The 25,920-nt window shown below is 46.1% G+C and carries 15 protein-coding genes and 1 pseudogene; 10 read left to right on the top strand and 6 right to left on the bottom strand.

Annotated features, from left to right (window positions below):
- Positions 1-207: 207 nt before the first annotated feature.
- The 7 genes from KOD92_RS08975 to KOD92_RS08945 all read left to right on the top strand — a co-directional run bounded on the left by KOD92_RS08975 (position 208) and on the right by KOD92_RS08945 (position 14,304).
- Entirely contained in the window at positions 208-2,505 is a 2,298-nt protein-coding gene (locus tag KOD92_RS08975; protein WP_229254622.1) for a PSD1 and planctomycete cytochrome C domain-containing protein, read from the top strand.
- Between the two features lie 189 nt (positions 2,506-2,694).
- Positions 2,695-4,122 (top strand): DUF1501 domain-containing protein, encoded by a 1,428-nt coding sequence (locus tag KOD92_RS08970; protein WP_215233202.1) that lies wholly within the window; start codon positions 2,695-2,697, stop codon positions 4,120-4,122.
- Positions 4,123-4,473: 351 nt separating this feature from the next.
- A complete protein-coding gene (locus KOD92_RS08965; protein WP_215233201.1) occupies positions 4,474-7,719 on the top strand; it encodes a SusC/RagA family TonB-linked outer membrane protein in 3,246 nt (1,081 codons plus the stop codon).
- 36 nt (positions 7,720-7,755) lie between these two features.
- A complete protein-coding gene (locus tag KOD92_RS08960; RefSeq protein ID WP_215233200.1) occupies positions 7,756-9,264 on the top strand; it encodes a RagB/SusD family nutrient uptake outer membrane protein in 1,509 nt (502 codons plus the stop codon).
- A 416-nt stretch (positions 9,265-9,680) separates the two neighbouring features.
- Positions 9,681-12,377 carry a c-type cytochrome gene (locus KOD92_RS08955; protein ID WP_215233199.1) on the top strand — a complete coding sequence of 899 codons (2,697 nt, stop codon included), beginning with the start codon at positions 9,681-9,683 and terminating at the stop codon, positions 12,375-12,377.
- A gap of 136 nt (positions 12,378-12,513) precedes the next feature.
- Positions 12,514-13,410, top strand: a complete 897-nt coding sequence (locus KOD92_RS08950) for a hydroxypyruvate isomerase family protein (protein ID WP_215233198.1) — start codon at positions 12,514-12,516, stop codon at positions 13,408-13,410.
- Positions 13,411-13,434: 24 nt separating this feature from the next.
- Complete coding sequence (locus tag KOD92_RS08945) at positions 13,435-14,304, top strand: hydroxypyruvate isomerase family protein (protein WP_215233197.1); 870 nt, start codon at positions 13,435-13,437, stop codon at positions 14,302-14,304.
- A 22-nt stretch (positions 14,305-14,326) separates the two neighbouring features.
- Here KOD92_RS08945 and KOD92_RS08940 read toward each other — a convergent pair whose 3' ends face one another.
- The 5 genes and pseudogenes from KOD92_RS08940 to gyrA all read right to left on the bottom strand — a co-directional run bounded on the left by KOD92_RS08940 (position 14,327) and on the right by gyrA (position 22,310).
- A complete protein-coding gene (locus KOD92_RS08940) occupies positions 14,327-15,220 on the bottom strand; it encodes a DKNYY domain-containing protein (protein ID WP_215233196.1) in 894 nt (297 codons plus the stop codon).
- Positions 15,221-15,621: 401 nt separating this feature from the next.
- Positions 15,622-15,918, bottom strand: coding sequence for a T9SS type A sorting domain-containing protein (locus tag KOD92_RS27405; protein WP_255567384.1), 297 nt, complete (start codon positions 15,916-15,918; stop codon positions 15,622-15,624).
- Positions 15,919-16,305: 387 nt separating this feature from the next.
- Positions 16,306-17,811, bottom strand: a pseudogene (locus KOD92_RS27400) (CotH kinase family protein); the annotation flags it as partial.
- Between the two features lie 341 nt (positions 17,812-18,152).
- Positions 18,153-19,613, bottom strand: coding sequence for a tetratricopeptide repeat protein (locus KOD92_RS08925; protein ID WP_215233193.1), 1,461 nt, complete (start codon positions 19,611-19,613; stop codon positions 18,153-18,155).
- A gap of 72 nt (positions 19,614-19,685) precedes the next feature.
- The gene (gyrA, locus tag KOD92_RS08920) at positions 19,686-22,310 is read right to left on the bottom strand and encodes a DNA gyrase subunit A (protein WP_215233192.1); all 2,625 of its coding nucleotides are present in this window, start codon (positions 22,308-22,310) and stop codon (positions 19,686-19,688) included.
- 283 nt (positions 22,311-22,593) lie between these two features.
- Here gyrA and KOD92_RS08915 point away from each other — a divergent pair, with 283 nt between their 5' ends.
- The gene (locus KOD92_RS08915; RefSeq protein WP_215233191.1) at positions 22,594-23,898 is read left to right on the top strand and encodes a gluconate:H+ symporter; all 1,305 of its coding nucleotides are present in this window, start codon (positions 22,594-22,596) and stop codon (positions 23,896-23,898) included.
- Here the strand turns inward: KOD92_RS08915 and KOD92_RS08910 are convergent.
- On the bottom strand, positions 23,881-24,132 hold the full coding sequence (locus KOD92_RS08910) for a hypothetical protein (protein ID WP_215233190.1): 252 nt from the start codon (positions 24,130-24,132) through the stop codon (positions 23,881-23,883). The two genes, KOD92_RS08915 and KOD92_RS08910, sit on opposite strands and share 18 nt — an antisense overlap.
- A 96-nt stretch (positions 24,133-24,228) precedes the next feature.
- Here KOD92_RS08910 and KOD92_RS08905 point away from each other — a divergent pair, with 96 nt between their 5' ends.
- Both KOD92_RS08905 and KOD92_RS08900 read left to right on the top strand, forming a co-directional pair.
- Positions 24,229-24,705 (top strand): RidA family protein, encoded by a 477-nt coding sequence (locus tag KOD92_RS08905; protein WP_233791711.1) that lies wholly within the window; start codon positions 24,229-24,231, stop codon positions 24,703-24,705.
- Between the two features lie 98 nt (positions 24,706-24,803).
- Positions 24,804-25,913, top strand: coding sequence for a D-TA family PLP-dependent enzyme (locus KOD92_RS08900; RefSeq protein WP_215233188.1), 1,110 nt, complete (start codon positions 24,804-24,806; stop codon positions 25,911-25,913).
- Positions 25,914-25,920: the final 7 nt, after the last annotated feature.

Below are 25,920 nucleotides of genomic sequence, written 5' to 3'. Positions count from 1 at the left end.
CCAAAAATCTACAAAGACCCGGTGTGTGATGCTTGATCAGTGCAAGACAGAACAGGACAGCATGCGGCTCCTTTCCTTTTTAATTTGTAAAATATTTCAGCATCCCCGATACTGAATATTCCTAAACCCCTAATTTTTTTCATTGTGTTACTTCAAGCAAACGAAACATTCTGGCTTTGGCAATTTTTAGGTCGATTGCACCCGTTAATGGTGCATTTTCCGATCGGCCTTTTGCTGGTGGCCCTTTTACTGGAAATACTGGATTGGAAACGCAAGTCTGCCGGACTACGTGAAGCAACCCGGATCGTAACATGGATCGGAGCAGGAAGCGCGCTCACAGCAGTGATCTTCGGTCTCTTGCTCGCAGAAGCCGAAGATGCTTCCGGTACCAGTTTTGAAATCCATAAATGGTCGGGTATAGCCACGATGGCGCTCGCCGTTGCGGCATCATTTGCATTGCGCGCTCGAAACCGCGCTGTTTTCCGCTCTCTGCTTTTCGTAACCGTATTCGGCGTTACGTTTGCGGGACATTACGGCGCCATGCTTACCCACGGCGACGATTATCTTTCAAGTACATTGCCTTCCTCCGGAGAACCACAAGAGCCGGCCGGAACAGACGAAGCTGATTTTGTACTTACCAATACAGGCGCATTGAACCCACAGCAGGTACAGGACCTGAATGTCGAAGTGCGGTCAATACTGGCGCATAACTGTTACAGCTGCCACAGCGAAACCAAAACGAAAGGTGATCTTCGGCTCGACAGCAAAGACGCGATCATGAAAGGCGGCGAAGGCGGCCCGGTGGTTGTCCCGAATCACCCCGACAAAAGCGAAATGATCAGACGGATCAGTCTGCCGAAAGGCGATAAAGAGGCAATGCCGACAAAAGGCAAAAGACTGACCGAACGGGAAGTAAACGTATTGAAATTCTGGATTGAAAAAGGTGCATTGTGGCCGGAAGGTGAGCAGAAAAGCATTTACCGCGTAGCTGCACTGGAACCAAGAATGCCGACTGTTCCTTCACCCACCGCAGAGTTGAACAAACCGGTCGACCTGTTTGTGAATGCCTATTTCAAGAAAAATAACATTTCCTGGAAACCGGTGGTTGACGACCGCATTTACATTCGCCGCGTTTACCTTGATATTATCGGCCTGCTTCCTCCACCCGAAAAAGTAGACGCATTCATAGCAGATACCCGCCCTGATAAACGCGAAGTGCTGGCGAGAGAACTCCTGAACCGCAATGACGACTACGCGCAGCATTGGATGTCGTTCTGGAACGATGCGCTCCGTAACGATTACTCGGGAACGGGCTACATTACCGGTGGCCGGTTCGATATTACGAAATGGCTGTACAGTTCTTTACAGGTCAACAAGCCTTATAACTGGTTTGTGAAAGAGCTGATCAGTCCGAATAAAGAGTCGGAAGGATTTATAAAAGGAATTAAATGGCGGGGCACGATCAATTCGAGTCAGCGTACCGAAATGCAGGCGGCACAAAACGTATCGCAGGTATTCTTGGGACTGAACCTGAAATGCGCTTCCTGCCACGACAGTTTTGTAAGCGACTGGAAACTTGCCGACGCTTATGCATTCGCCAATATCTTTGCTGATACACTACTGGAAATTAACCGTTGTGATAAACCGACCGGAAAAATTGCAGGCACGAAGATGCTGTTCCCTGAACTGGGCGAGATCAGTGTAGATGCAAATACCGAAACGCGCCTCCGCCAGCTGGCCGACTTCCTGGTGCAGCCGAAAGACGGAAGACTTTACCGTACCGTAACGAATAGGATTTGGGCGCAGCTGCTTGGCCGCGGGATCATTGAGCCGGTGGACGTGATGGACAATATGCCGTGGAGTGAAGATCTGCTCGATTGGCTGTCATCGGATTTCGTTGCAAATGGGTATGATATGAAAAAGCTGATCTACACGATCGTCACTTCCAAAACCTATCAGCTGCCTTCCACTTCGGTGAAGGAGGCAAATGATATCATGGCCAACGATTTCAAATTTACGGGAATGGTGAGAAAGAGACTTTCTGCTGAGCAATTCTCGGATGCGATCAGTGTTGCCTTTAAACCGATGTATGCCGACTCGGCGATTATGTACAAGCGACTGCCGGAAGATATTAAATCCCGGATGCCATTTGCCCGCGCAGCCTTCGTGAAAAACGATCCGTTCCTGACCTCGCTGGGAAGACCGAACCGGGAAACCGTCAGCACCAGCCGTACCTCGCAGGCGAATCTTTTGCAGGCGCTTGAACTGACGAACGGAAACAAATTCACGCATACCCTGAAATTGGGATCAAAGGAATGGAAGGCGAAATATCCCACGACCGACTCACTGGTTACCGCACTTTACCGAAAATCACTCGGGCGCGAACCTTTGCCGAAAGAGCTGGCCGCTGCCAAAAAAATCCTTGGTCCAACTCCTAATGAAGAAGGTATTCAGGATCTGGTCTGGGCGATCGCACTTGTGCCGGAATTTCAGTTGATCTATTAATGTAAAAACTGGCACAACCAGATCGATATTATCAAAAGTATTAAACTTAGAATACATATTAGATAGCTACCAGCATTTAGTATGTATTACACAAACGATTATTATTTTTAGTATTAAAAGTATATATCTTTTGTTAGAATAAATTTCAGTTAATATATTGCATATCAATATTTTAAACCCATTATCAAAATGAGAAGTAAATGGAATAGGAGGGAGTTTTTGCAGCATGCCAGCGCAGCTACTATGGCAGCTCTGGCCGCGGGCGCTCCCGTTTCAAGCCTGCTTTCTTCTTGTAAGGGCAAGTCGGGATCCAATTCTTCCGCCGATACTGTCATCCTTTTGTGGATGGCAGGGGGAATGGCGCATACCGAAACATTCGATCCCAAGCTATATACGCCTTTCGAAAAAGACATGGAAGGCAATCGCGTATTGAGCACTTTCAAATCGTTACCGACCAAGCTCGACGGCATTCATTTTTCCGACGGTCTGCAATCAATCGGTAACGTATTGGACAAAGGAACTTTGATCCGCTCCTACGTGGCGGCTGATATGGGACACATCCTGCATTCGCGGCACCAGTACCATTGGCATACCTGCTACGAGCCGCCGCAAACCGTCGCCGCGCCGCATATGGGTTCGTGGATCGCGAAGGAATTGGGACCTAAAAATCCGGTTATCCCTGCATTCGTCGACATTGGTCAGCGTTTTACAGTCGGAGAAGCAGAAGAGCTGAAAGCATTTCACACAGCCGGTTTTCTTGGCAACGAGTTTGGTCCGTTCTTCATTCCGGATCCGAGCCAGGGTTTGGAAAGTGTTCGTCCGCCCGTTGGAATGGACGCAAAAAGGTTTGAGCGCCGCAACCAGCTTTACAACGAATTGATCAACAACAGCCCGGTAGGAGAGTTTGGCTCTGACTACCAGCGCGAGTCGCTGAAACGTTCGATGGAGCAAGCTTATGCATTGTTGAACTCCCCGGAATCGAAAGCATTTGACCTGAGCACCGAGCCAAAAGCGAGCTACGATGTGTATAATACCGGCAAGTTCGGCCTCGGCTGTCTGCTTGCAAGGAGATTGACTGAACAAGGTGCACGGTTTATCAGCGTTACTACTGAATATGAACCGTTTAAAGGTTGGGATACCCACGAAAACGGACATACCAGGTTGCAGGAAATGAAAAAACAGATCGACGGACCTATTGCCCAGCTGATCAAAGACCTGGATGAAAAAGGCTTGCTCGATCGTACAATGGTCGTTTTGGCAAGCGAATTTAGCCGGGATATGATGGTGGAAGGCAAGCCCGATGCGAAAGTGCTGGAACAGGTAGCTCAGCCGGATATTCTTTCAGACCTTAAATTCTACGGCATGCACCGCCATTTCACCGACGGAGGCTCGATGCTGATGTTTGGAGGCGGGATCAAGAAAGGGTTTGTTTATGGAAAAACAGCAGACGAAAGGCCCTGCAAAACCATTGAGAATCCGATCAAGATCGACGGGGTTCACCAGACGATCTACCACGCGCTCGGAATTGCAGAAGATACCCAATATGAAGTAGAGAAAAGACCGTTTTACACAACACCCGATGGCAAGGGAAAAGCGGTTCTCGACCTGCTGGCATAACGATCACAATTTTTTAATGAAGCACCTGATAGACAAGTCAGGTGCTTTTTTTATGCCCATTATCCTAAAAAGTCTTTGTAATTAAATATTCCTCAAAACCAGACAGAACAGGACAGTCGAAACTTCTATTCATTCTAGTATTGCGATAAATAACACTTTGCAAATTAAAATTTGTCTTTTTTAAGTATTCATCATTTGCACTGACTATTCCTAACCTAACCCTGCCACATTATTCACCTAACCCGAGCGACTATGCAGAAAACCGACCATTGAATTCTCCTGCCTAAAAAGACGTACTGAAAGCCCTCCCGCAATAAAACCTCGACAAAACAACATTTAAAGCTAGATTTTATGAATCAAATTCGACAATTCCCATATTGTTCCGGATTCAATTCATTCATCAAGCTCTCTTTGAGCCAGGTGCTTATAGGGGCAGCTTGTGGATTGAATGCATATGCCGGCAGTAACTACGTGGTTCCGAACGCATATACCGAGAATGGTAAGTATGCAATAGACAAGAATATCAAGGGTAAGGTGACTGATGAAACTGGTGCGAATGTGCCTGGCGTGAGTGTTCTCGTGAAGGGAACTACGACCGGTACGGTGTCAGATGCCGATGGTGCTTTTTCCATCAATGTGCCCGATCAAGGCGCTGTATTGATCTTTTCTTCGGTTGGGTTTGTATCTCAGGAAGTGCCGGTAGGCAGTAGCAATAACATTGATATTAAGCTGCTTGCAGATTCAAAAGCCCTGTCCGAAGTGGTGGTCGTGGGCTACGGTAGCCAGTTGAAGAAAGAGATTACGGGCGCCGTTCAGACTGTTAAAGCAGAAGAATTGAAAGATATCCCCGTTTCACAGGTAACACAGAAGTTGCAGGGGCGACTGGCCGGCGTACAGATCAACCAAACTACTGGTAAGCCCGGGCAGGGAATGTCCGTTCGTATACGGGGGCAGGTTTCGGTAACCGCGGGCAGCGATCCTTTATATGTAGTGGATGGATTTCCGATTACAGGGACGATCGCACAAATGAACCCGGACGAGATCGAAGATATTACAGTATTGAAAGATGCTGCCTCGACGTCACTTTACGGTTCCCGGGCTGCGAACGGCGTTGTGCTGATCACTACCAAACGAGGCAAATCCGGTCAGACCAATGTGGGATTCAATGCATTTTACGGTTTCCAAAAAGTACCTCAGAAAGGCCGGATCGAGATGCTGACCGCGCAGGAGTTTGCGCAATTCAAGAAAGAACTGTTTGAAGATGAGAACAGAACGGTACCTGCGCCTTTTGATAAACCGGAGCTATTCGCGAATCAAAATAACGACTGGTACGACGCGCTGCTGCGCACTGCGCCGATTCAAAGCTATAACCTGACAGTTAGCTCGAACAAGGAAAACATGCGCACATCACTCGTAGCGGGTGTTTTCAATCAGCAGGGAGTTGTGATCAACAACAACTACAAGCGCTTTTCGCTTCGGATGAATACGGAGTACGATATTTCCAGCAAGGTGAAGATCGGATTTAATATCGCACCGCAGTATGTGTACGACAATACACCCAGAACCGACGGCGACCGCGGAACAGGTATTCTTTTTAATGCACTGCATACCTGGCCGGTGATGCCAATTCGTGATGCGGCCGGCGAGTTAACCAAGTTCAATCGTTTCCCCGACAACACCGGAAACATTTACGCTTATCCGAACTGGGTACGCGCCGCAGACGAACTTACCAACGAGACCAAGATCACGAAGTTACTCGGCAATACTTACCTGCAATATCAGCCGATTAAAGGTCTTACGCTGAAATCGACACTGAACATTGAAATGGAACAGAATAAGTTCTTTTTCTTCAACCCGTCGACCGCAACCAGCCAGATCAACGTGCCTATTCCGACAACGGCCGCTGCGATCCGTCAGAATTACCAGAATTTTTCCTGGCTCAACGAGAACCTTGCAACTTTTAACCAGAGCTTTGGTGGAAAACACAATTTTGAGCTTCTGGGAGGCTTTTCACAGCAAAGGTTCCGTCAGGAATTTGACCGGATAACTACTAATACCTATACCGACGACAGGCTGCCAACTATCCAGGGCGCATTGAATATCGACCGTGGCGGTAGCTTTAATGTGAATGGGATTTCAGGTTCGAACACTTTTAACGGTGTGAATGAATGGTCGCTGCTTTCGTATATTTCCCGGCTGACTTACAATTTCAAAGGCAAATACCTTTTCACAGCAGCGGTTCGTGCAGATGGTTCGTCCCGTTTTGGATCTGAGAACAGATGGGGTACATTCCCTTCGTTATCAGCAGGTTGGGTATTATCCGACGAGAATTTTATGCAAACTGTTAATAAGGTTTCATTTGCCAAGGTACGCGCAAGCTATGGGGTGATCGGTAACAACAACATCGGTAACTACACCCAATATGCACTGGTTAACAATACTACCAATGCGGTTTTTGGAAATACCGTTGCCACAGGAGCGAACGTGACTTCGCTGGCAAACCCTAACCTGGGCTGGGAAACTACCAAGCAGTTTGATTTGGGACTGGATCTGGGCTTATTCAACGACCGGATCCAGTTTATCTACGATTTTTACACCAAGCGGACAACAAACTTGCTTTATGCAGTACAGGTGCCACAAGAGGCAGGATTTACCAATTTCAATGACAATATCGGCGAGATCAAATTCTGGGGTCACGAGTTTGCGATCACTTCCCGCAACCTTGACGGAAAGCTGAAATGGACAACAAATGCGAACATTTCTTTCAACCGAAACAAGGTAATGGAACTGGCTCCCGGCATCGACCGCGTATACGGAACATTCCACATTACGCAGGTAGGGCAGCCTTTTGGGCAGTTTTATGGTATGGTAAAGGAAGGTTTCTACGAAAGCGCAGAAGATCTGGCAAAATATCCTGTCATTCCCGGCCGCTCTGCAATCGGTACTATCAGAATGCGTGACGTAAATGGCAACGGTGAGATTACCTACGGAGGCGATGCAGACGACCGGACGATTATTGGTAACCCATTTCCAAAGTTCACTTATGGTATCACCAACAATTTGAGCTACAAAAACTGGGATCTGTCGATTGTCGGATCCGGCTCGCAGGGTAACCAGCTTTGGGTTCGCCACTTGTACAGTACTGCTAATCTTGATGGCGTTTTCAATATGGTAGCTGGTGTAAAAGACCGCTTCCGTGTGAAAAACGTAACAAATGACAAAGGTGTAGGTATTGCTACTACCGTAATCTCAAAAGGAAACGGAATGTACGGCGCGACAAACAATGGAGGAAATTTCACCGGTATCGAGCGCGACTGGAACAGCTCGCATTTCGTGGCTGATGCCTCTTACTTCACGATCAAGAACGTAACATTGGGATACAATATCGGCGCTGTGAATAAATTTTTCAAGTCTGCTCGTTTGTACGCTTCTGTGCAGCAATTGTATGTATTTACCAAATATTGGGGTGGACCAAATCCGGAAACGAGCGCAAATGGAGAAGGTAATGGTGACGGTGGAAACCTGAGCCAGGGTGTCGATTTTTCCAACTATCCTGTACCACGTACCTGGACTTTGGGTGTCAACCTCAACTTCTAAGTAAGATCAGTAACAGACAATTTAATCTGAAACGAAATGAAAATAAGATATATAGCAGCTTGGTTCCTGGCTACGGCCCTGACGGGTTGCGGCGATAAATTTCTGCGCGTGATCCCGGAAACCGCATTGAGCTCCGGCATCTTCTTCACGTCGCAAAATGACTTTCAGCAGGCCGTGAATGCAGCTTATGTTCCTCTCCGTCAAATGTTTAATGAACGGGCTTGGATTCTGGAAGAAATGCATTCCGACAATACTTACTACGCACGTAACGTACTTTACGGAGCGGTGGATGCTACGGAAAACGTGGCGGATTTTGCAATACCTACTGCCGCCGGCGTGACCGCGAATGATAACGTATTGGTTCAATACAGGCTCAACTATCAGATTATCTCGCGCGCCAACCAGATATTGGTATTGATCGACGACGTGGAGTTTGATGAAGTAGCGAAGAACAATTTGAAAGGACAGGCTCTGTTCCTTCGTGCATTCGCATACTTTGATTTGATCCGTCTTTTCGGAAAAGTGCCCCTTCACCTTGAACCTGTAACAAGCAGGGAAGATGCAGCATTGAAGCTATCAACTGCGGAAGAAGTGTATGCCCAGATCGAGAAAGATGCAACCGAAGCCAGTACGCTTTTGCCCAATAAAGCAAAACAGGAACCGGGACGCGCTACTTCCGGCGCAGCAAAAACGCTTTTAGCTAACCTTTATCTGACCCAGAAAAAATGGGCGCAGGTGGAGCCGTTGATGAAAGATGTGATCACAAACGACGGTTACACGCTCATGCCGGATTATGCCAATGCATTTTCCACAACAACGGGAAATAAGAACAACCAGGAATCGGTATTTGAAATCCAATATATGGAAGGCTCGGCCGGATATAATGGTAACCAGATCTATCGCTTCCTGCCGTCACCAATCACTGCTGCTGAAATTGCGCCGATCACGGGTACTGCCAATCCGCAGGGAACTTCACAGGAAAGTAATAACATTCCTACGCCCGACCTGATCGCAGCTTATGAGACTGGTGATAAAAGAAAGGAAGCTTCCATCGGTTTCGTGACGCTAAGTTCAAGTCAGGTTGAAAATAAGGTTTATCCTTATATTAAGAAGTACGCGAAAACGCATGCGCTGCATAACAATACAGGTCAGAATTGGCCGGTGTACCGGTATGCAGAAGTGCTGCTTTTCATGGCAGAATCGTTGAACGAGCAGGGCAAAACGGCAGATGCAGCCACTTACCTGAACCAAGTCCGTAATCGGGCCGGGCTGGCAGCCACCACAGCCTCTTCACAGGCAACAATGCGGGAAGCGATATTCAAGGAAAGGCGCGTTGAGCTGGCTTTCGAAAACAAACGCTGGTTTGACCTGACCAGAACCGGTCGCGTGAAGGAGATTATCGGTGCTTATGGTGCGAAAGTAAAGGCGAATCCGGCAGCTTACTATTTCCCAAAAGGAGCAGTTCCCCCGCCGAATGCATTCACGGTTTTAGACGATTATTATGGTCTCCCGGCAGTGGAAGCAGCTTTGACGCCGCATTTTTAATTTTGAATGATTGAATGATTGAATAAGAAAGTTGTGTTTGAATAGGTTATTATTAGGTTTAAGAAGTGCAATAGGAGAAACACCTGTTGCACTTTTTTTATCTAAAGCCAAAGCTCTTGAACCAACCAAATCATATTCGTACCAAACACTCCATATTCCCCCTAATATTCACTCATTCACAAACTCACTAACTCACTCCCAATTCCACGGCGGCTCAATCATTCAATCATTCAATCATTCAATCATTCAATCATTCATAATTCATTCCCCCGACACAACAGGATGGTCGCGTGAAACATAACATATAATATTGCGATAATCAGATTATTTGAAGTTTTAGTTAGTTTTATTTTAGATATTAACATAACGAGTAATCAATTCTTAACATATTATTTATCAAACCACTGAGCTGTAAAATGTACACCAAAAAACAATGGTTGAAGCTTCCAATGACACTTGCAGTGCTGATTGCTGTGGGTGTTTTTTGCGGAGTAATGCTGAGTAACCGAACCGCGAAACACCGACCACCGGGCTCGAAAGTCGACAAACTGAAACTGCCCGAAGGTTTTAAAGCCGAGCATTTGTACAGTCCGTCGGAAGCCAAAAATGGCTCGTGGGTATCGATGGCATTTGACGACAAAGGCAGGATGATCACCTCCGATCAGTACGGGTTTCTTTACCGGCTTGAACTTCCTCCGATCGGTTCTACTGCGGCGCCAAAAGTTGAAAAGCTGATTGTTGGAAGTAAAACTGACACTGCCAAAGTCAATATGGGCGCTGCGCAAGGTTTGCTGTATGCATTCAATAGCCTTTATGTGGTTGTTAATAACCGGTCAACAGACAAAATCCCAACGAGCAGCGGTGTGTACCGTTTGCAGGATACCGACAATGACGATCAGTTTGATAAAGTGACTTTGCTGAAAGCGACAAAAGGAGAGGGGGAACACGGCCCGCATAGCATTATCCTTTCTCCGGACAAAAAATCGCTTTACGTCGTAGCTGGTAACCACACGGATCTGCCTGCAATGGATTCATACAGATTGACACCAAACTGGAAAGACGATAACCTTTTTCCTCTGATCAAAGATCCACGCGGTCACGCAAATGACCGTATGGCGCCAGGCGGATGGATTGTTGAAACAGATCCAGAAGGAAAAAAATGGGAGCTCGTTGCGGCGGGTTTCAGGAACCCGTATGATATCACATTCAATGAAGCGGGTGATTTGTTCACCTATGACTCAGATATGGAATGGGATTTCGGCCAGCCCTGGTACCGGCCGACGAGAGTTTGTCACGTGACGAGCGGCGGCGAATTTGGCTGGCGGACAGGTTCAGGAAAATGGCACCCATCTTTCCCGGACAATCTTCCTGCATTGCAGAACATTGGTCAGGGATCACCAACCAACCTGATCTATTTGAAAGACGCACGTTTCCCAGCTAAATACAAAAACACACTGCTTGCATTCGACTGGAGTTTCGGCATCATGCATGCATTGCACCTGAAACCAAATGGCGCAACATACACAGCTGAGCATGAGGAGTTTATTTCCGGTTCTCCGCTGCCTTTGACAGATGGACAGATCGGTCCTGACGGTGCGCTTTACTTTTTGACAGGTGGACGCCGCCTAGAATCAGATCTTTATCGGGTATATCACAAAGACCACGATAAGATTGCCGCAGGTACAAATGTTACCAAGCCGACCATTACGCCTGAGCACAAACTTCGCACTGAACTTGAACAGTTCCACGCTAAAAAAGACCCGAAAGCAGTTGCAGCGGCCTGGCCGAACCTGAATCATGCGGATCGTTTTGTTCGCTATGCAGCCCGGATCGCGGTTGAGCATCAGCCGGTAGATCAGTGGAAGTCGAAAGTTTTGACAGAAAAAGATCCACAAAAACTGATATATGGTGCACTGGCGCTGGCGCGTCAAGGTGATGTGAGTGTGAAGGACGAGCTTTATAAAGCACTGATCAAAATTGACTACAACAAGTTACCGGAGACCAAACAGCAAGATCTGCTCAGAACTTTTGAAGTAGCATTCTTCCGTTTCGGACAACCGGATGCGGCAACCAAGACTGCTGTTGTGAGTTACCTGAACCCGCATTATCCTGCAAAATCTGCTACTACAAACAGATTATACAGCAAACTGCTGGTTTTTCTGGAAGTACCGAAAACTGCTGAAAGAACGCTGGCGCTTTTGAAGAACGAGAAATTTGAGGATGTCGATAACATTCCTGCCACGGCATCTTCCGACCTTATCCTGAGAAATCCGCAATATGGTCTGGACATTGCGGGTCTGCTTGCCAAGCTTCCTCCCGCGCAGCAAACATTTTACGCAATGGTATTGAGCAGCGACAAAACGGACTGGACGCCGGCTTTGCGTGATGAGTATTTCAAATGGTACACCAATGCGTTTGGTTATAAAGGTGGCCGCAGCTACATTGGATTTCTCGACAAAGCCCGCCAACGTGCATTGCAATATGTTCCGAAAGACAAATTTGAGTATTACAATGATTTGTCAGGTGCTAAGTTGCTCACAGCCAGCGGGAATGATATCGCTAACGCGTACAGTCCAAAAGGTCCGGGTCGTGGGTGGAAAGTAGAAGAAGCTGTGGCGATGGTACAGGATAGTTTGCAGAACCGTGATTTTGAGAGAGGTAAAATGATCTTTTCTGCGGTGATCTGCGACAAATGTCACACAATCCAGGGAGAGGGCGCAGATGTAGGTCCGGAATTGACGCAACTTGGAACCCGTTTCGGGGTGAAGGATATGCTAGAAGCAATCATCATTCCTGACAAAGCGGTTTCTGATCAATATGCTTCGACGATTTACACGATGAAAGACGGACAGTCAGTATTGGGTCGCCAAATGAATGAAGATGCGAACTTCTACTATATCGCCCAAAATCCATTTGATTCAAAAACGATCCGCAAGCTCTCTAAAAAGGAGGTTACTTCCAGTAAAATATCATCGGTTTCAATCATGTTGCCAGGACTGATCAACGGTTTGAACCCGAACGAACTACGCGATTTAGTTGCGTATCTGATGTCGGGTGGCAACAAAAACAACCCGATTTACACTGAAAACGGTGCGCCGAAATCAGGAAAGTAGATCTCGTTTTTTTTGAGTAGAATATAATTTATTAAGCTTAAGATAGTGGTGCTGCGTGTTGTTCTGTGAGCTGTAAAAAGCAAAACGGGCCGGTAGCATCACTACTTTTTTTGACCAAACACATAGCCAAATTGTAATGACTAAAATTTCTGGCAGAAGGAAAGTATTGAGGAACCTGGCGCTTGGAGCTGGAATCGTACCGTTTTCTTCGTCGCTTTCAAATGCATTTACAGCTTCCAAAAATGCGCTCGGACCAGCATTAAACGGAAAGATAAATCACTCCGTTTGCAAATGGTGTTACAGCAAAATTCCGCTGGAAACATTTGCAGAAGACTGTAAGAAAATAGGGATCACTTCCATTGAACTGCTCGGACCAAAGGAGTGGCCGGTAATTAAAAAGTATGGACTTACCTGCGCGTTGCCCTGGGGAGAAGGGTTGACCAGAAATATTGAAAAAGGATTTAACGATCCGGCCAACCACGACGAGCTTGTGAAAGGTTTTGAAGATGTGATTCCAAAAGTGCAAGCCGCAGGTTACGACAAGATTATCTGCTTTTCAGGAAACAGGCGCGGGATGTCGGATGTAGACGGAATGCGGAATTGCGCCGTGGGTATCAAAAGGTTGATCCCGATTGCTGAAAAACACAATGTGACGCTCGTCATGGAATTGCTGAACAGCAAGGTGAATCACCGGGACTATATGTGCGACCGGACAGAGTGGGGGGCTGGCCTTTGCGATATGATCGGTTCTGAAAAATTCAAGTTGCTGTATGATATTTATCACATGCAGATCCAGGAAGGTGACGTAATTGCGACGATCAAAAAATACCATAAATACATTGCGCATTACCACACCGGCGGCGTGCCCGGCAGACACGAAATCGACGAAACGCAGGAGCTGTATTACCCGATGATCATGAAAGCAATCGTCGAAACAGGATACAAAGGCTTTGTAGGTCAGGAGTTTATCCCAAGCAGAAACGATGATCTTGCTTCTCTGAAACAGGGAGTTACCATTTGTGATATCGCCTGATTTAATTCAAATACTAAAATCAATATGTCAACCAGACGTAATGCATTGAAAAATATTGCAGCCGGAACCGCCGGTGTGCTATCTATTACCGACGTTTTTGCAGCGACAGAAAAAGCACTAGGGCCGAATCTGAAAGGTAAGATCAGGCATTCAGTTTGTAAATGGTGCTACGGAAAAATCCCGCTGGACACATTTGCGCAGGAATGCAAAAAAATTGGGATTACCTCTATTGAACTGCTTGGCCCGGAAGATTGGCCGACTTTGAAAAAGTACGGACTGACCTGTGCGTTGCCAAACGGCGCAGGGATGGGAATTGAAAAAGGTTTCAACGACCTGGCATTGCATGACGAGTTGGTCAAAAGTTACGAAGACCTTTTCCCAAAACTGAAAGAAGCAGGCTACTCGACAGTCATTTGTTTTTCGGGTAACCGCCGCGGCATGTCCGACTATGATGGAATGCGGAATTGTGCGATCGGATTGAGAAGGCTAATGCCTTCGGCTGAAAAGTATGGGATTACGATGATCATGGAACTGCTTAATAGTAAGGTGAATCACAAGGATTACATGTGCGATCACACAGCCTGGGGTGCGGGACTTTGCGAAATGATTGGTTCTGAACACTTTAAGTTGCTTTATGATATTTATCACATGTCGATCATGGAAGGTGATGTGATTGCAACGATCAATCGGTACCACAAATACATCGGGCATTATCACACAGGAGGGGTACCAGGAAGGAACGAGATTGACGAAGGTCAGGAATTATATTATCCCGCAATCATGAAGGCGATTGCCGACACCGGGTTCAAAGGCTTTGTTGCTCAGGAGTTTATACCAAAGCGTGAGCCGATTGCAAGTTTGAAACAATGTGTTGAGATCTGCGATATTGCCTGAGGTAAGGCAGGGTTGTAGTGGATTAATCTTCGAAAACGATCTCGTTTTCATTACAATACTTCAATCGTTTCCCGGCGCGGATCTTTCCAGGATCAGCGCCGGGAATTTTTTTGTTACGAAAGTAAATTTGGCGGTCATCACAGCTACAATGAAATTCTTCGCTGATAATTTTGAATGTTTGGGGACTTGCTTCCTGCATTTCAGTACCGCGCCAAAATACATTGGAAGAATCCTTGGTGAAATATTTTGAAACAACCTGAAAGGATCCGGCGTCTGCATTCGTGACTTTTTCTAACCTGGCTTCTCGGATCACGAATACCTGTGATTTGTCTTTTGAATATCCGTGAGCGAGCGGGACAAACGAATTTACATCTACTGAGTCAATCCGAATGTCATTTGCTATAATTCCTTTTGAATCACTGAAATATTCGATGTAGCCGTGCTGACCAAGATATTTCAAATTTACCGGATCATCGGAAACAATATAGCTGCCCCGGTAAACGTGTCTGCTGTCTTTGTAAAAGCCGCCTTCAATTTTGACGAAGTTTGCAGGATCGTCGGAAAGAACGGAATGCCGGTAAAAGACTGAATTCGAATCTTTGCCTAAACCATAATCCAGAATCACAAACGTTTTTGAATCTGCGCCGTTGATTAACCGACCTGCAAAGTATACCGCCTTATTATCACCAGCGTATTCGGCTGCATACTCGTTTCCCGGGAACCGCTGATCGAAAACTTCGAACTCTGTTGCATCAGCTTCGGTAAGTTCAATAAGCGACGCATTGCTGAACCCGCCGTAGAAATAAGCTTTTCCAGCGTAAACATAGTAGCCGCGGGGAGTCAGGACACCGGGCTTAAATCCAGACTTGCGATCTGAGCACGAGAATATGCCGGATAAAATTCCGAGTAAGCTCATTATAAAAAGGATTTGCGTGACTGGCATATTTAGATTTGCAATGGACATTAGGGATTGACTTTACAAACAAGTAGTCAAAGTTGTCTTTGAATGGCTGAATGTTTCTTTCTATCGGGCGTGATAACTAGCTGGCGGTAATTTCTAGACGATAATTTGATCAGATTGGAAAAGTTGAGATATGTTTTTAAATGCCACGAATGCACGAATTTGCACTGATATTCAGTCGATTCTGCTTGTTATTGACAACATTTTATTCGCTTAGAATTGACTAGACGCAGTCGAGCTGCACCATAGACCGAAATAGTTTAATCTAAGCCGCTGTTATAATATAATCAATTGTTGTATAATTTATATTATGTTAAATAGATATTTGGGTGAGCTCATATGAGCTCTTTGTTCCTCTACCTTACTATATTGATCAGTTTTGATACTATATCTTCCTGTCCGCGGAATTGCAAGATATATTTACCCGCCGGCAGCTCTGAGATATTTATGTGTCCAGTGGATTTCTGGATCAGCTCTCCGGATCGCAGCACTTGTCCATTTAAAGAAATGACACTTACCGACACGCCGCCGCGCCAGCTTCCGCTCAGGTTAAACATCACTTTGTCGCTCGCAGGATTTGGAAAAATATTTGTCTTGTCAGCCAGGTCCCGGCGGATTACAACGATTTTGCTATATGCGAATGTTCCGTCCATATCAATCGATTTCAGTTGATAGTAAATTCGGCCGGCTGCGGATTCGGGATCTAAGAATATATATTCGGCTTTTCCCATCGCAGCAACCTCGCCAATCGTGACAAAGTTTTTACCATCTTGTGCTGCTTCAACCACATACCTGTCGACATCGATTTCGTCTGCTACTCTCCATAGCAAAGTCACCCCTGACTTTTCAGCGATCGCATTGAAATGAATCAATGTCACCGGCAACGAACCGAAGTTGTCAGCTCCCGGGCTTCCTCCCTCCAACGCTCGCACCGCCCAATTGGCGGCACTGTTGTTGTCAGCTAACGGAGTTTTCAATTCAAGAGATTTCCCCCCACCGTCCGCAGACGTCGGCCACGGAGCTGAATCAGAATAAGTTACATCGTCGATTATATTTCCAAATGCATCTGAAAGCAACAATCGCTGTGATCTGTTAGACAAGTTTCTGGTGAATTGGCCGAAAGGTTGAAATCCATATTTCGCAGCAAATGCTGTGGGGTTACTTGCGATCACCAGGAAACCGCCCGCGTCGACAGAAGTATTTGGGGGAAACTGGTAACTTAGACCTAAGCCCGCAAAATAAAGACCCGACAGATTAACCGGACTACTTCCCTGATTCTTGATCTCTATAAATTCAAGATCATTACTGCTTCCCGCCGGACCTGCCGGAGCGTTATACATAATTTCATTTATAACTAACTGCGGAATGACCGGATTCGCGCAACCGCTAAATGAACCGAGATTATTGGTCATCCACGTACTCCTATCCTGGATGAATTGTTTCACAAATGTGATCTGATCGTCGAAGTTCCCTATCGTATGCCAGCGTTCTTCGTCCCGTGCAGCAGCAGCTATTAATTGACTTTTGACAGATTCAATATCATTTTGTATGCTGCTGACATTCAATGGCATACCAGCTTGTGTGAGCGAGTTCCAACGTTTCGCCAGGTAACATCGGTATTCAGGATTATAAAACATTTGTCTGAAAAACCGCGGGCCTTCGTTATTACCATTTTCAAACTGCCAGTCAGTTGTCTTGGAGCGCGGGTCAGTCTGCCCTCCTACCATCCCAAATCCATAATTGAAATCCCAGACCGGCCCTGCTCTTAGTTTCCCACCACGGTCTTTATGGAAAAATGTACTGAATTTATAAGCATCAACGCTACTGCCTAGCTCACTTACCAGCATGTAATCCAGAAATGTGGGAACGTCAATGATCGCGGGAAATCCGTTCGTGACTGAGGAGTTGTTAGCATTGGTCTTATTTTCCAAATCCCGAAAAACATATTCAATGTAGGCAGCCTGCTGGCCGGTAATCACTTCTGGCTCAGGAGTATCGTGAATAAAATCAATTGTTTCGTCATACCCATTCATGTTATTCCCATTCATGACAAACGCTACAGGATCTCCGCCTGTGGTCTTGTCAGCTTTGATTATATAGCCCCCGGTAATCTCGGGCACAGCATTATCACTATTTTCCAAATCTACCAGATCTACCCTATTGCCGTCAACCTTGATTTTTTCCTGTAACATATACACGCCGCGGTAATCTGCATTGACAAATAATTCGCAGTAGATCGTGCGCGACGCATAATGTCCAGCCGCACGAGACATGGAATATGCCAGCTAGTCGCGCATCAGGCTCGGGTCGAATATCAAACCGTTTAAGATCCAGTCGTTTTCACTTGGCAGTCCGAGCAAAGAAACATTTCTGTTATCTACATTATCATCTTGTCGCGTCTCAAAACCGTAGGACTTTTTGGGCGAATTCTGAGAACTCGAACCGCGGATTTCAATCGCAATTCTCCCATCATAATTTAAGCTGGCCGGATTCGTAATGTCCGAATAATTATTCGTCTGCCCCGCACCATTGTAAATAATCTTCATCCCCGCTCCTACCTTCGGGTCATCTAAAATCTCGCCATCCGAGGTAATGACCACAATCGGGAGATTCGTAGAAAGCGATTGAGAAAATGAAGGGCGGCCAAATGCCAGCAGTGAAAGTGTGATAAGTAGAAATCGACAGATCATAACAGCAGCGTTTAGTGTTGGAAAAGGCGAAGACAATATGGTATCAGTCGGACGCTGAAACCAATTAAAAGTAACAGATTGGCCTTTTAATTATTCAAGGTTTAAATAGTATTTATTAAATGGTAAAAAATCAAAGCCACAAAAAAAGAGGGCGCTGATATCAGCGCCCTCCCCTAAAATATTAAAACCTGAAAGGATTACTCCTCTACACAGGCTACGTTTTTGCTGGCAAATTGCTCCAACACTCCGTTAACGATTCCCAAGGTTTCTTTCGCCTCAGCCTCGTCTTTTGCTTGAATAGCTTTTTCGAAGTATGGTTTCGCTTTCTTGAATTTACCACAAACACGACCTTCAATTTCTTTACCTTTTGCCTGATATTCAGTCATGTTCATGTTATCCACTTCGCCTTTCAGGATAACCGCTTCGTTGAAGTAGAATACTCCCAGGTTGTAAAGTGCATCGTAGTTAGCAGCGTCAATTTCCAACACTTTTTTGTAGTTGGTCATTGCTTTACTGCTTGCATCTGCTTGTTTGGCTTTCAGGTCAGCAAGTTGTTTTTCCATTCCGGCGTTGTCGCTGCTTGCTGCTGATGCTTTGGCTGCGCTAACTTCACCCTCCATTTTCGCGATCGCTTCAAGTGTTTCTTTCTTTTTTGCGTTCACATCAGCAAGCTGGCGTTTCAAATCAGCATTTTTTGGCTGTTTTTTGATCAGCCCGCTGATACGTTTTACCTCTCCGTCATAGACTTCGATCTTACCTTTTTCGCTTTCCAGGTTTTTCGTCATAGCAGCAGCTGATTTGTTTCCAGTGCCCATTTTGCTTGACATTTGCTTGATCGAATCGTTAGCTGTACGTTGCATGTTGTCATACAAAATAGCGAGGTTAACGAGGTTCTGCGTGTTTTTTGGGTCAGATTGTGCCAAAGCTTCTAGTTCCTGGATAGCCTTATCTTCTTTACCCGAAGCCAACAGAATGTTCACGATCTCTGCTTTCAAGTCCTTATTGTTAGGAGCTTGTTTCAAACCTGTATTCAGGGTTTCGATCGCCTTGTCGAAGTTATTTTCAGCACGGTATAGTTGAGCCAGACCATAAAATACGCTTGGATCTTTTCCACCATTTGCAGCATAAGCTTCGAAAGATTTTTTAGCTTCTTCTTTCTTATCCAACTGCTGCGCCGCGATACCACCGTACAAAGATGCCAAAGTATCTTTTTTGTTGATATCCTGAGCAAGCGTGAACATTTCCAATGCACCGTTCAGGTTTTTAGCCTGGTATTTTTCAGCACCTTGTTTTACAAAAGCATTGAACAACTGAGTACCCTCTCCTGCTGTAAGTGCGCTGGTCGCTTCTTTTGAAGATTTTCCAGGCTCTCCTTTTTTGGTTACATCAAGTTCTACTACTTTTTTGTAAGCCTCCATCGCAGTTTTTGCTGCACTTGAGTCAACTCCGGAAGCCTGAGAAGCGATGTTTTCATAAAGTTTTGCACGCTCCATCCAAAAAGATGCTTTCGCACTAGCCTTTGGATCGGTCACATCTTTATCACTTTTCTCTTTTTCCTTTCGAAATCCGTCTACCAGAGCCTTGCTAACAGCGTCGTCTTGCGAAAATGCTGCGAAGCTGAAAAGGCTTAGTGCAGATACAAAAATCAGTCTTTTCATAAATATTTACTTTGATTGTGATTGGTTGTTCGAATGCTAAATATAAATCAATTAATATAATTTTTACAAAAATCATGCCTCTGGTTCCTCAGGAGCGTCATTTTCGTCTTCCTCATCGTCTTCGATCACATCTTCATCCAGCTCTTCATCCTCCTCGTCAGTCAGAACTATTTCACCCGCCGCGATCGCTTCCGACAGAGGCATTACGATTACATTACCCTCTTCGTCCAGCTCTTCAGCCTTCTCGTCAGGATCTTTAAGAATGCGCGTTACCGAGGTGATTTCATCAGAATTGTTCAGCCTGATCAGCTTCACCCCTTGCGTATTTCTTCCAGCCAAACGAATATCCAACACGCTCATTCTGATCGCAATACCATTTCTGGTAATGATCATCAGGTCGTCCTGCTCCGTTACTTCGCGAATTGCTACCAGCTTACCTACCTTATCAGTTGCGTTCATGGTTGAAACTCCCTTTCCGCCGCGGTTCGTAATGCGGTAACTATCTATATCCGAGCGCTTTCCAAAACCGTTTTCAGAAACAACCAACAGTTGCGCATCCTCGCGATTGATACAAACCATACCGATCACCTTGTTGTCAGGATCGTTCAGGTTAATACCCCGCACACCGGCTGCGGTCCTTCCCATCGGGCGAACCCCTTTTTCATTAAAACGAACTGCACGGCCGGCACTAGACGCAATGACAATATCGTTGTCTCCGTTGGTCAAAGCTACATTGAGCAGCCTATCACCTTCATTGATAGAGATCGCAATGATACCATTTGCTCTCGGACGTGAATATGCCTGCAGCAAAGTTTTCTTGATTGTGCCCTGCTGGGTACACATAATGAGATAATTATTGTTGATATAATCCTCATCCGACAAAGTCCGCACATTTATTACAGAACGGATAGAGTCGCCGTTTTCCAGACTGATCAAGTTTTGAATAGGCCGCCCTTTTGAAGTTTTGCTTCCTTCCGGCACTTCATATACTTTCATCCAGAACAACTTACCATATTCTGTAAAGATCAGCAGATAGTTGAGCATCGTCGCCGAGAAAAGGTGCTCCGTAAAGTCAGTGTCTTTTGTTTTAACACCGCGTGAGCCAACTCCTCCCCTTGTTTGCGTACGATATTCCGACAAAGGTGTTCTTTTAATATAACCGGCATTTGAAATCGTAATGAGCATTTCGTCATCAGGAATCATATCCTCGTCACTGAATTCCTCTGCTGCAAATTCGATTTTCGTTCTGCGTTCGTCGCCGTAACGGTCTTTGATCTCACCAAGCTCTGTTTTGATGATTTCAAATTTGCGGTATTCGTTTGCAAGAATGTCGCGCAAATCTGTGATCAGAAGCATGATCTCGTCATATTCTTTAACGATCTTATCTCTTTCCAGACCGGTCAACCTTTGCAGACGCATTTCCAGAATCGCTTTCGCCTGGATCTCGCTCAGTGCAAATTGCTCCATCAAACCGCTTTTCGCAGCTTCCGGATCGCGCGAACTGCGGATCAGGGTAATTACCGCATCCAGATTATCCAATGCGATGATCAAACCTTCCAGAATATGCGCTCGCTTTTCAGCTTCTCTCAGTTCATATTCCGTGCGGCGGGTGATCACAACAACGCGGTGATCTACGTAATGTTTGATCAGGTCTTTCAGGTTCAGCAATACCGGGCGGCCTTTTACAAGCGCCACGTTATTTACCCCGAAAGAGCTTTGTAAAGGTGTATACTTGAACAAATGGTTCAGTACGATATTAGGGATCGCATCTTTTTTCAGATCGAAAACAATGCGCATTCCGTCCCTGTCAGATTCGTCGCGGATATCAGAAATCCCGTCCAGTTTCTTATCATTGATCAAACCCGCGATCCTTTCGATCATCGCAGCTTTGTTGGTCATGTAAGGAATTTCAGTAATAATGATCTGCTCGCGTCCGGTTCTCGAAACTTCAAAACTCGCCTTCGAGCGCATAATAATGCTGCCCCGGCCGGTTTCCATCGCAGAACGAACACCGCTGTAACCATATATAATACCCCCAGTCGGGAAATCAGGAGCTTTTACGTGCTCCATCAATTGCGGGATAGTGATCTCGTTGTCGTCAATATAAGCTAGAACCCCGTCGATTACCTCCGAAAGATTGTGAGGCGCCATATTCGTGGCCATACCTACCGCAATACCGGACGAACCATTTACAAGCAGGTTCGGGAATTTGGCTGGCAAAACAGAAGGTTCGCTTAAAGAATCGTCGAAGTTAGGCTGGAAATCAACTGTATCTTTTCCAAGGTCATTCAGCAATTCGTCTGCGATCCTTTTCAGTCGGGCTTCCGTATATCGCATCGCCGCCGGGTTATCCCCATCGACAGATCCGAAGTTACCCTGACCGTCAACCAACGGGTAGCGCAGCGACCACGGCTGGGCCATACGCACCATTGTGTTATATACCGAAGAATCACCGTGAGGGTGATATTTACCTAAAACCTCCCCTACTATACGAGCTGATTTTTTATGGGACCTATTGTAATTCACGCCCAGGTCCGACATTCCGTAGAGAACCCGCCTGTGAACCGGTTTCAAGCCATCGCGAACGTCGGGCAACGCGCGGGAGATAATGACGGACATCGAATAATCGATGTAAGCCCCACGCATTTCATCCTCAATATTAATTGGGATAATGTTTTCACCAGAAGATTCTGCCATAAAGTGTTAGAAAAGAATCGAAATTTGTTAAAATGAGAGATTGAAAATATTCAACTGCTCAGTGAATTAATGCAATAATACCCTTTGTAAAAAGTCAAATTTCGCGATTTTAAAGCATTCTAGCAACTATCTTTTATGCTATTTGGAGCGGCCCGCCCTATATCGATGATCTGCCGCCATTTAGGCCAAAAACCGCTTCAATTAAAACTAAATTGGCATCTATCATTAAAAATCTCTTTCTTCCAACTTATTACATCAAGCTTACTTTCCTACCATTTCAATTATGCCCTTATTACTTACATTCTTTGCGATCCTGGCATTGATCCTCCTGATCGCCTGGCTAAAAATCGACACCTTCATTTCCTTTCTGCTCGTCTCCATCGGACTGGGACTGGCGAGCGGGCTGAGTGTAGCGACTGTAAGTACGGCGATTCAAAAAGGTGTCGGTGGCACACTCGGCGACCTGGTGCTGATCGTCGGTTTTGGGGCAATGCTGGGTAAAATGGTAGCCGACAGCGGCGCGGCGCAAAGGATAACCGACGCACTGATTGGTCTCTTTGGTCAAAAATACATTCAATGGGGAATGGCGCTGGCCGGTTTTGTGATCGGTATCCCGCTGTTCTATAATGCAGGTTTCGTGATCGTGATTCCATTGATCTTCATGATCAGCGCTACTGCCCGGCTTCCGCTACTTTATGTTGGTATCCCGATGCTTTCCGCATTATCGGTTGCGCACGGTTACCTTCCCCCTCACCCGTCGCCTGCGGCGATAGCCAGTCAGCTCAATGCGGATCTGGGACAGACGTTATTATATGGTATCCTCGTTTCCATTCCCGCCATCGCAGTAGCGGGGCCCATTTTTGGGAGTACTTTAAAAAGGTTTCAGCCCAAGCCCGACGAAGATCTTTTTAATGTAAAACCAAGACCGGCCGCCGAGCTACCGGGACTCGGGATCAGCGTTATTACTGCCCTGCTTCCCGTCTTTTTGCTGACGGCCATGTCCGCAATCAAGCGCTATTATCCCGACAACAAGATCATCGGTCTGCTCGCTGAGCCCTACTTCGGAATGCTCGTTTCCGTACTTTTTGCTGCCTATACGCTCGGCATTGCGCGCGGCATGAATATGAAAAAGATCAGCAAATCGATGGAGGAAGCCTTCAAGGGTGTGTCGGTAATTCTGCTAATCATTGCAGGTGCGGGTGTGTTCAAAGAAATCATGACTGCCAGCGGCGTAAGTACCTACATTGCCGAAAGTCTGGCAGGAATCGATATTTCTCCACTGATATTAAGCTGGTCGATTGCGGCTGTAATCCGGGTTTGTGTGGGTTCGGCAACTGTTGCGGGATTAACCACAGTTGGCATCCTTTCACCCCTTCTGGTGAATGCGAATGTGGAACCTGAACTGATCGTACTGGCCATTGGATCAGGAAGTTTGATGTTCTCTCACCTCAACGACGGTGGCTTCTGGCTCTTCAAAGAATACTTCAACCTCAGCATTAAAGACACGCTTCTCACCTGGTCCGTAATGGAAACAATCGTGTCCGTAATGGGATTGCTGGGGGTTTTGGTGCTAAATTTGTTCCTGTAAGCCGCAGGCCGCCCGTTGAAACGGACGGTAATTGATTGCGGCGGCGCGTTGCGATAGACCCGTAACCGTTCTTTGAAAAGAACGGAAATTGATGGCGGTGGCGCGTTGCAATAAACCTATAACCGTTCTTTGAAGAGAACGGAAATTGATTGCGGCGGCGCGTTGCGATAGACCTATAACCGTTCTTTGAAAAGAACGGAAATTGATGGCGGTGGCGTGTTGCAATAAACCCATAACCGTTCTTTGAAAAGAACGGAAATTGATTGCCTTATCTATTAAAATTCAAAATCAATACCCGTTCGTTTCAACGAACGGATAAATACAACCATGATGGAAAATACACCAGAAGCAAATTTCGCGGCCCTTGGCCTGAACCTACCTCCCGCCCCGAAACCGGTCGGCGTTTACAAACCATTATTGATCGTTGATAAACGCTGGGTTTACGTCTCCGGTCATGGAACTGTGCAGGACGACGGATCCCTGATCATTGGTCGCATTGGCAAAGACATGGATGCAGAGCAAGGAAAGCTGGCCTCTCGTCAGGTAGGACTGGCGATTTTGTCGACATTGAAAGCCAATCTGGGCAGCCTTAACCGCGTGAAAAGAGTAGTTAAAGTGCTAGGTATGGTTAACTGCACGCCGGATTTTGAAAAACATCCATTTATCATCAACGGAGCCAGCGAGCTTTTTGCGAAGGTTTGGGGCGAGGAAAACGGAATCGGAGTAAGAAGCGCGGTTGGAATGGGCAGCTTGCCGGATAATATCCCTGTGGAGATCGAGGCGATGTTTGAGCTGGAAGAGAAGTAGTTTAATTTTGAATGATTGAATGACTGAATGATTGAATATTAAACATTCAGTCATTCAGTCATTCAGTCATTCGATCATTCGATCATTCAATCATTAATATGTGGTATCAACTTAACAAGCCCGACGAAGTCATTTCGCCTTCGCTCCTATTTTATGAAGACAGGATCCGGCATAATGTGCGGAGTATGATTAGTATCGCAGGTGGCGCCGACAGGTTGGTACCGCATATTAAGACGCACAAATGCGCCGAAATTGTTGCTATCCAACTCGAACAGGGAATCAGTAAGTTCAAATGCGCTACGATTGCGGAAGCGGAAATGCTGGCAAATGTTGGCGCGAAATGGATTCTGATCTCCTACCAAATGGTTGGGCCAAATATTGACCGGCTCTTTAAATTGAAGAATGCGTTTCCTTACGTTACGTTTTCTTCGCTGGTAGACAACGAAAAGTCGGCTGATCAACTGAATGCGGCTGCATTGGACCAGGATTTGAAAGTTTCCGTTTTTCTGGATGTAAATAATGGTATGAACCGCTCGGGGCACCCTACCGATGTCACGTTGCTGTCACTGTACAGGTATCTCACGACGCTTTCGCATGTAGAGTTTGGCGGACTTCATATATACGATGGTCACATCCGTAATCCCGAGTTTTCCGAGCGTAAAGCAGCGGCGGACGAAGCATTTAATTCCGTTCTTCCACTGATAGACCTTGTTAAAAACGATATTGGTCGCGACCCGATGATTATTACAGGCGGCTCGCCTTCCTTTACTGTGCATGCATTGCGCGACAATGTTTTCCTTAGTCCGGGCACAAACGTTCTTTGGGACTATGGTTACGGCGACCGTTTCGATGGGCAACCTTTTGAACATGCGGCGTTGATATTGACCCGCGTAGTATCTAAACCCACAACCGGAACTGTTACGATCGACCTCGGACACAAAGCAATCGCCGCCGAAAATCCAATAGAAAATCGCTTTCGACTGCTAAATCTCAGCGGTTATACCGTCGTCGGACAAAGTGAGGAGCACGGCGTTTTGCAGGTATCTGCGGAAGTTTGGGATACGGTCAATATTGGCGACGTGCTGTATGCATTGCCTTACCATATTTGCCCGAGCGTTGCATTGCATGATTTTGCTACCATAATTGAAGACGGCGCTGTGAAGGCGGAATGGAAAATAGTAGCCCGTAACAGAAGACTGAGTATTTAACCCAGAT

It is taken from the genome of Dyadobacter linearis (assembly GCF_907165045.1).
Taxonomy (GTDB): Bacteria; Bacteroidota; Bacteroidia; order Cytophagales; family Spirosomataceae; genus Dyadobacter; species Dyadobacter linearis.
This window is presented reverse-complemented; position numbering and strand designations above follow the sequence as displayed.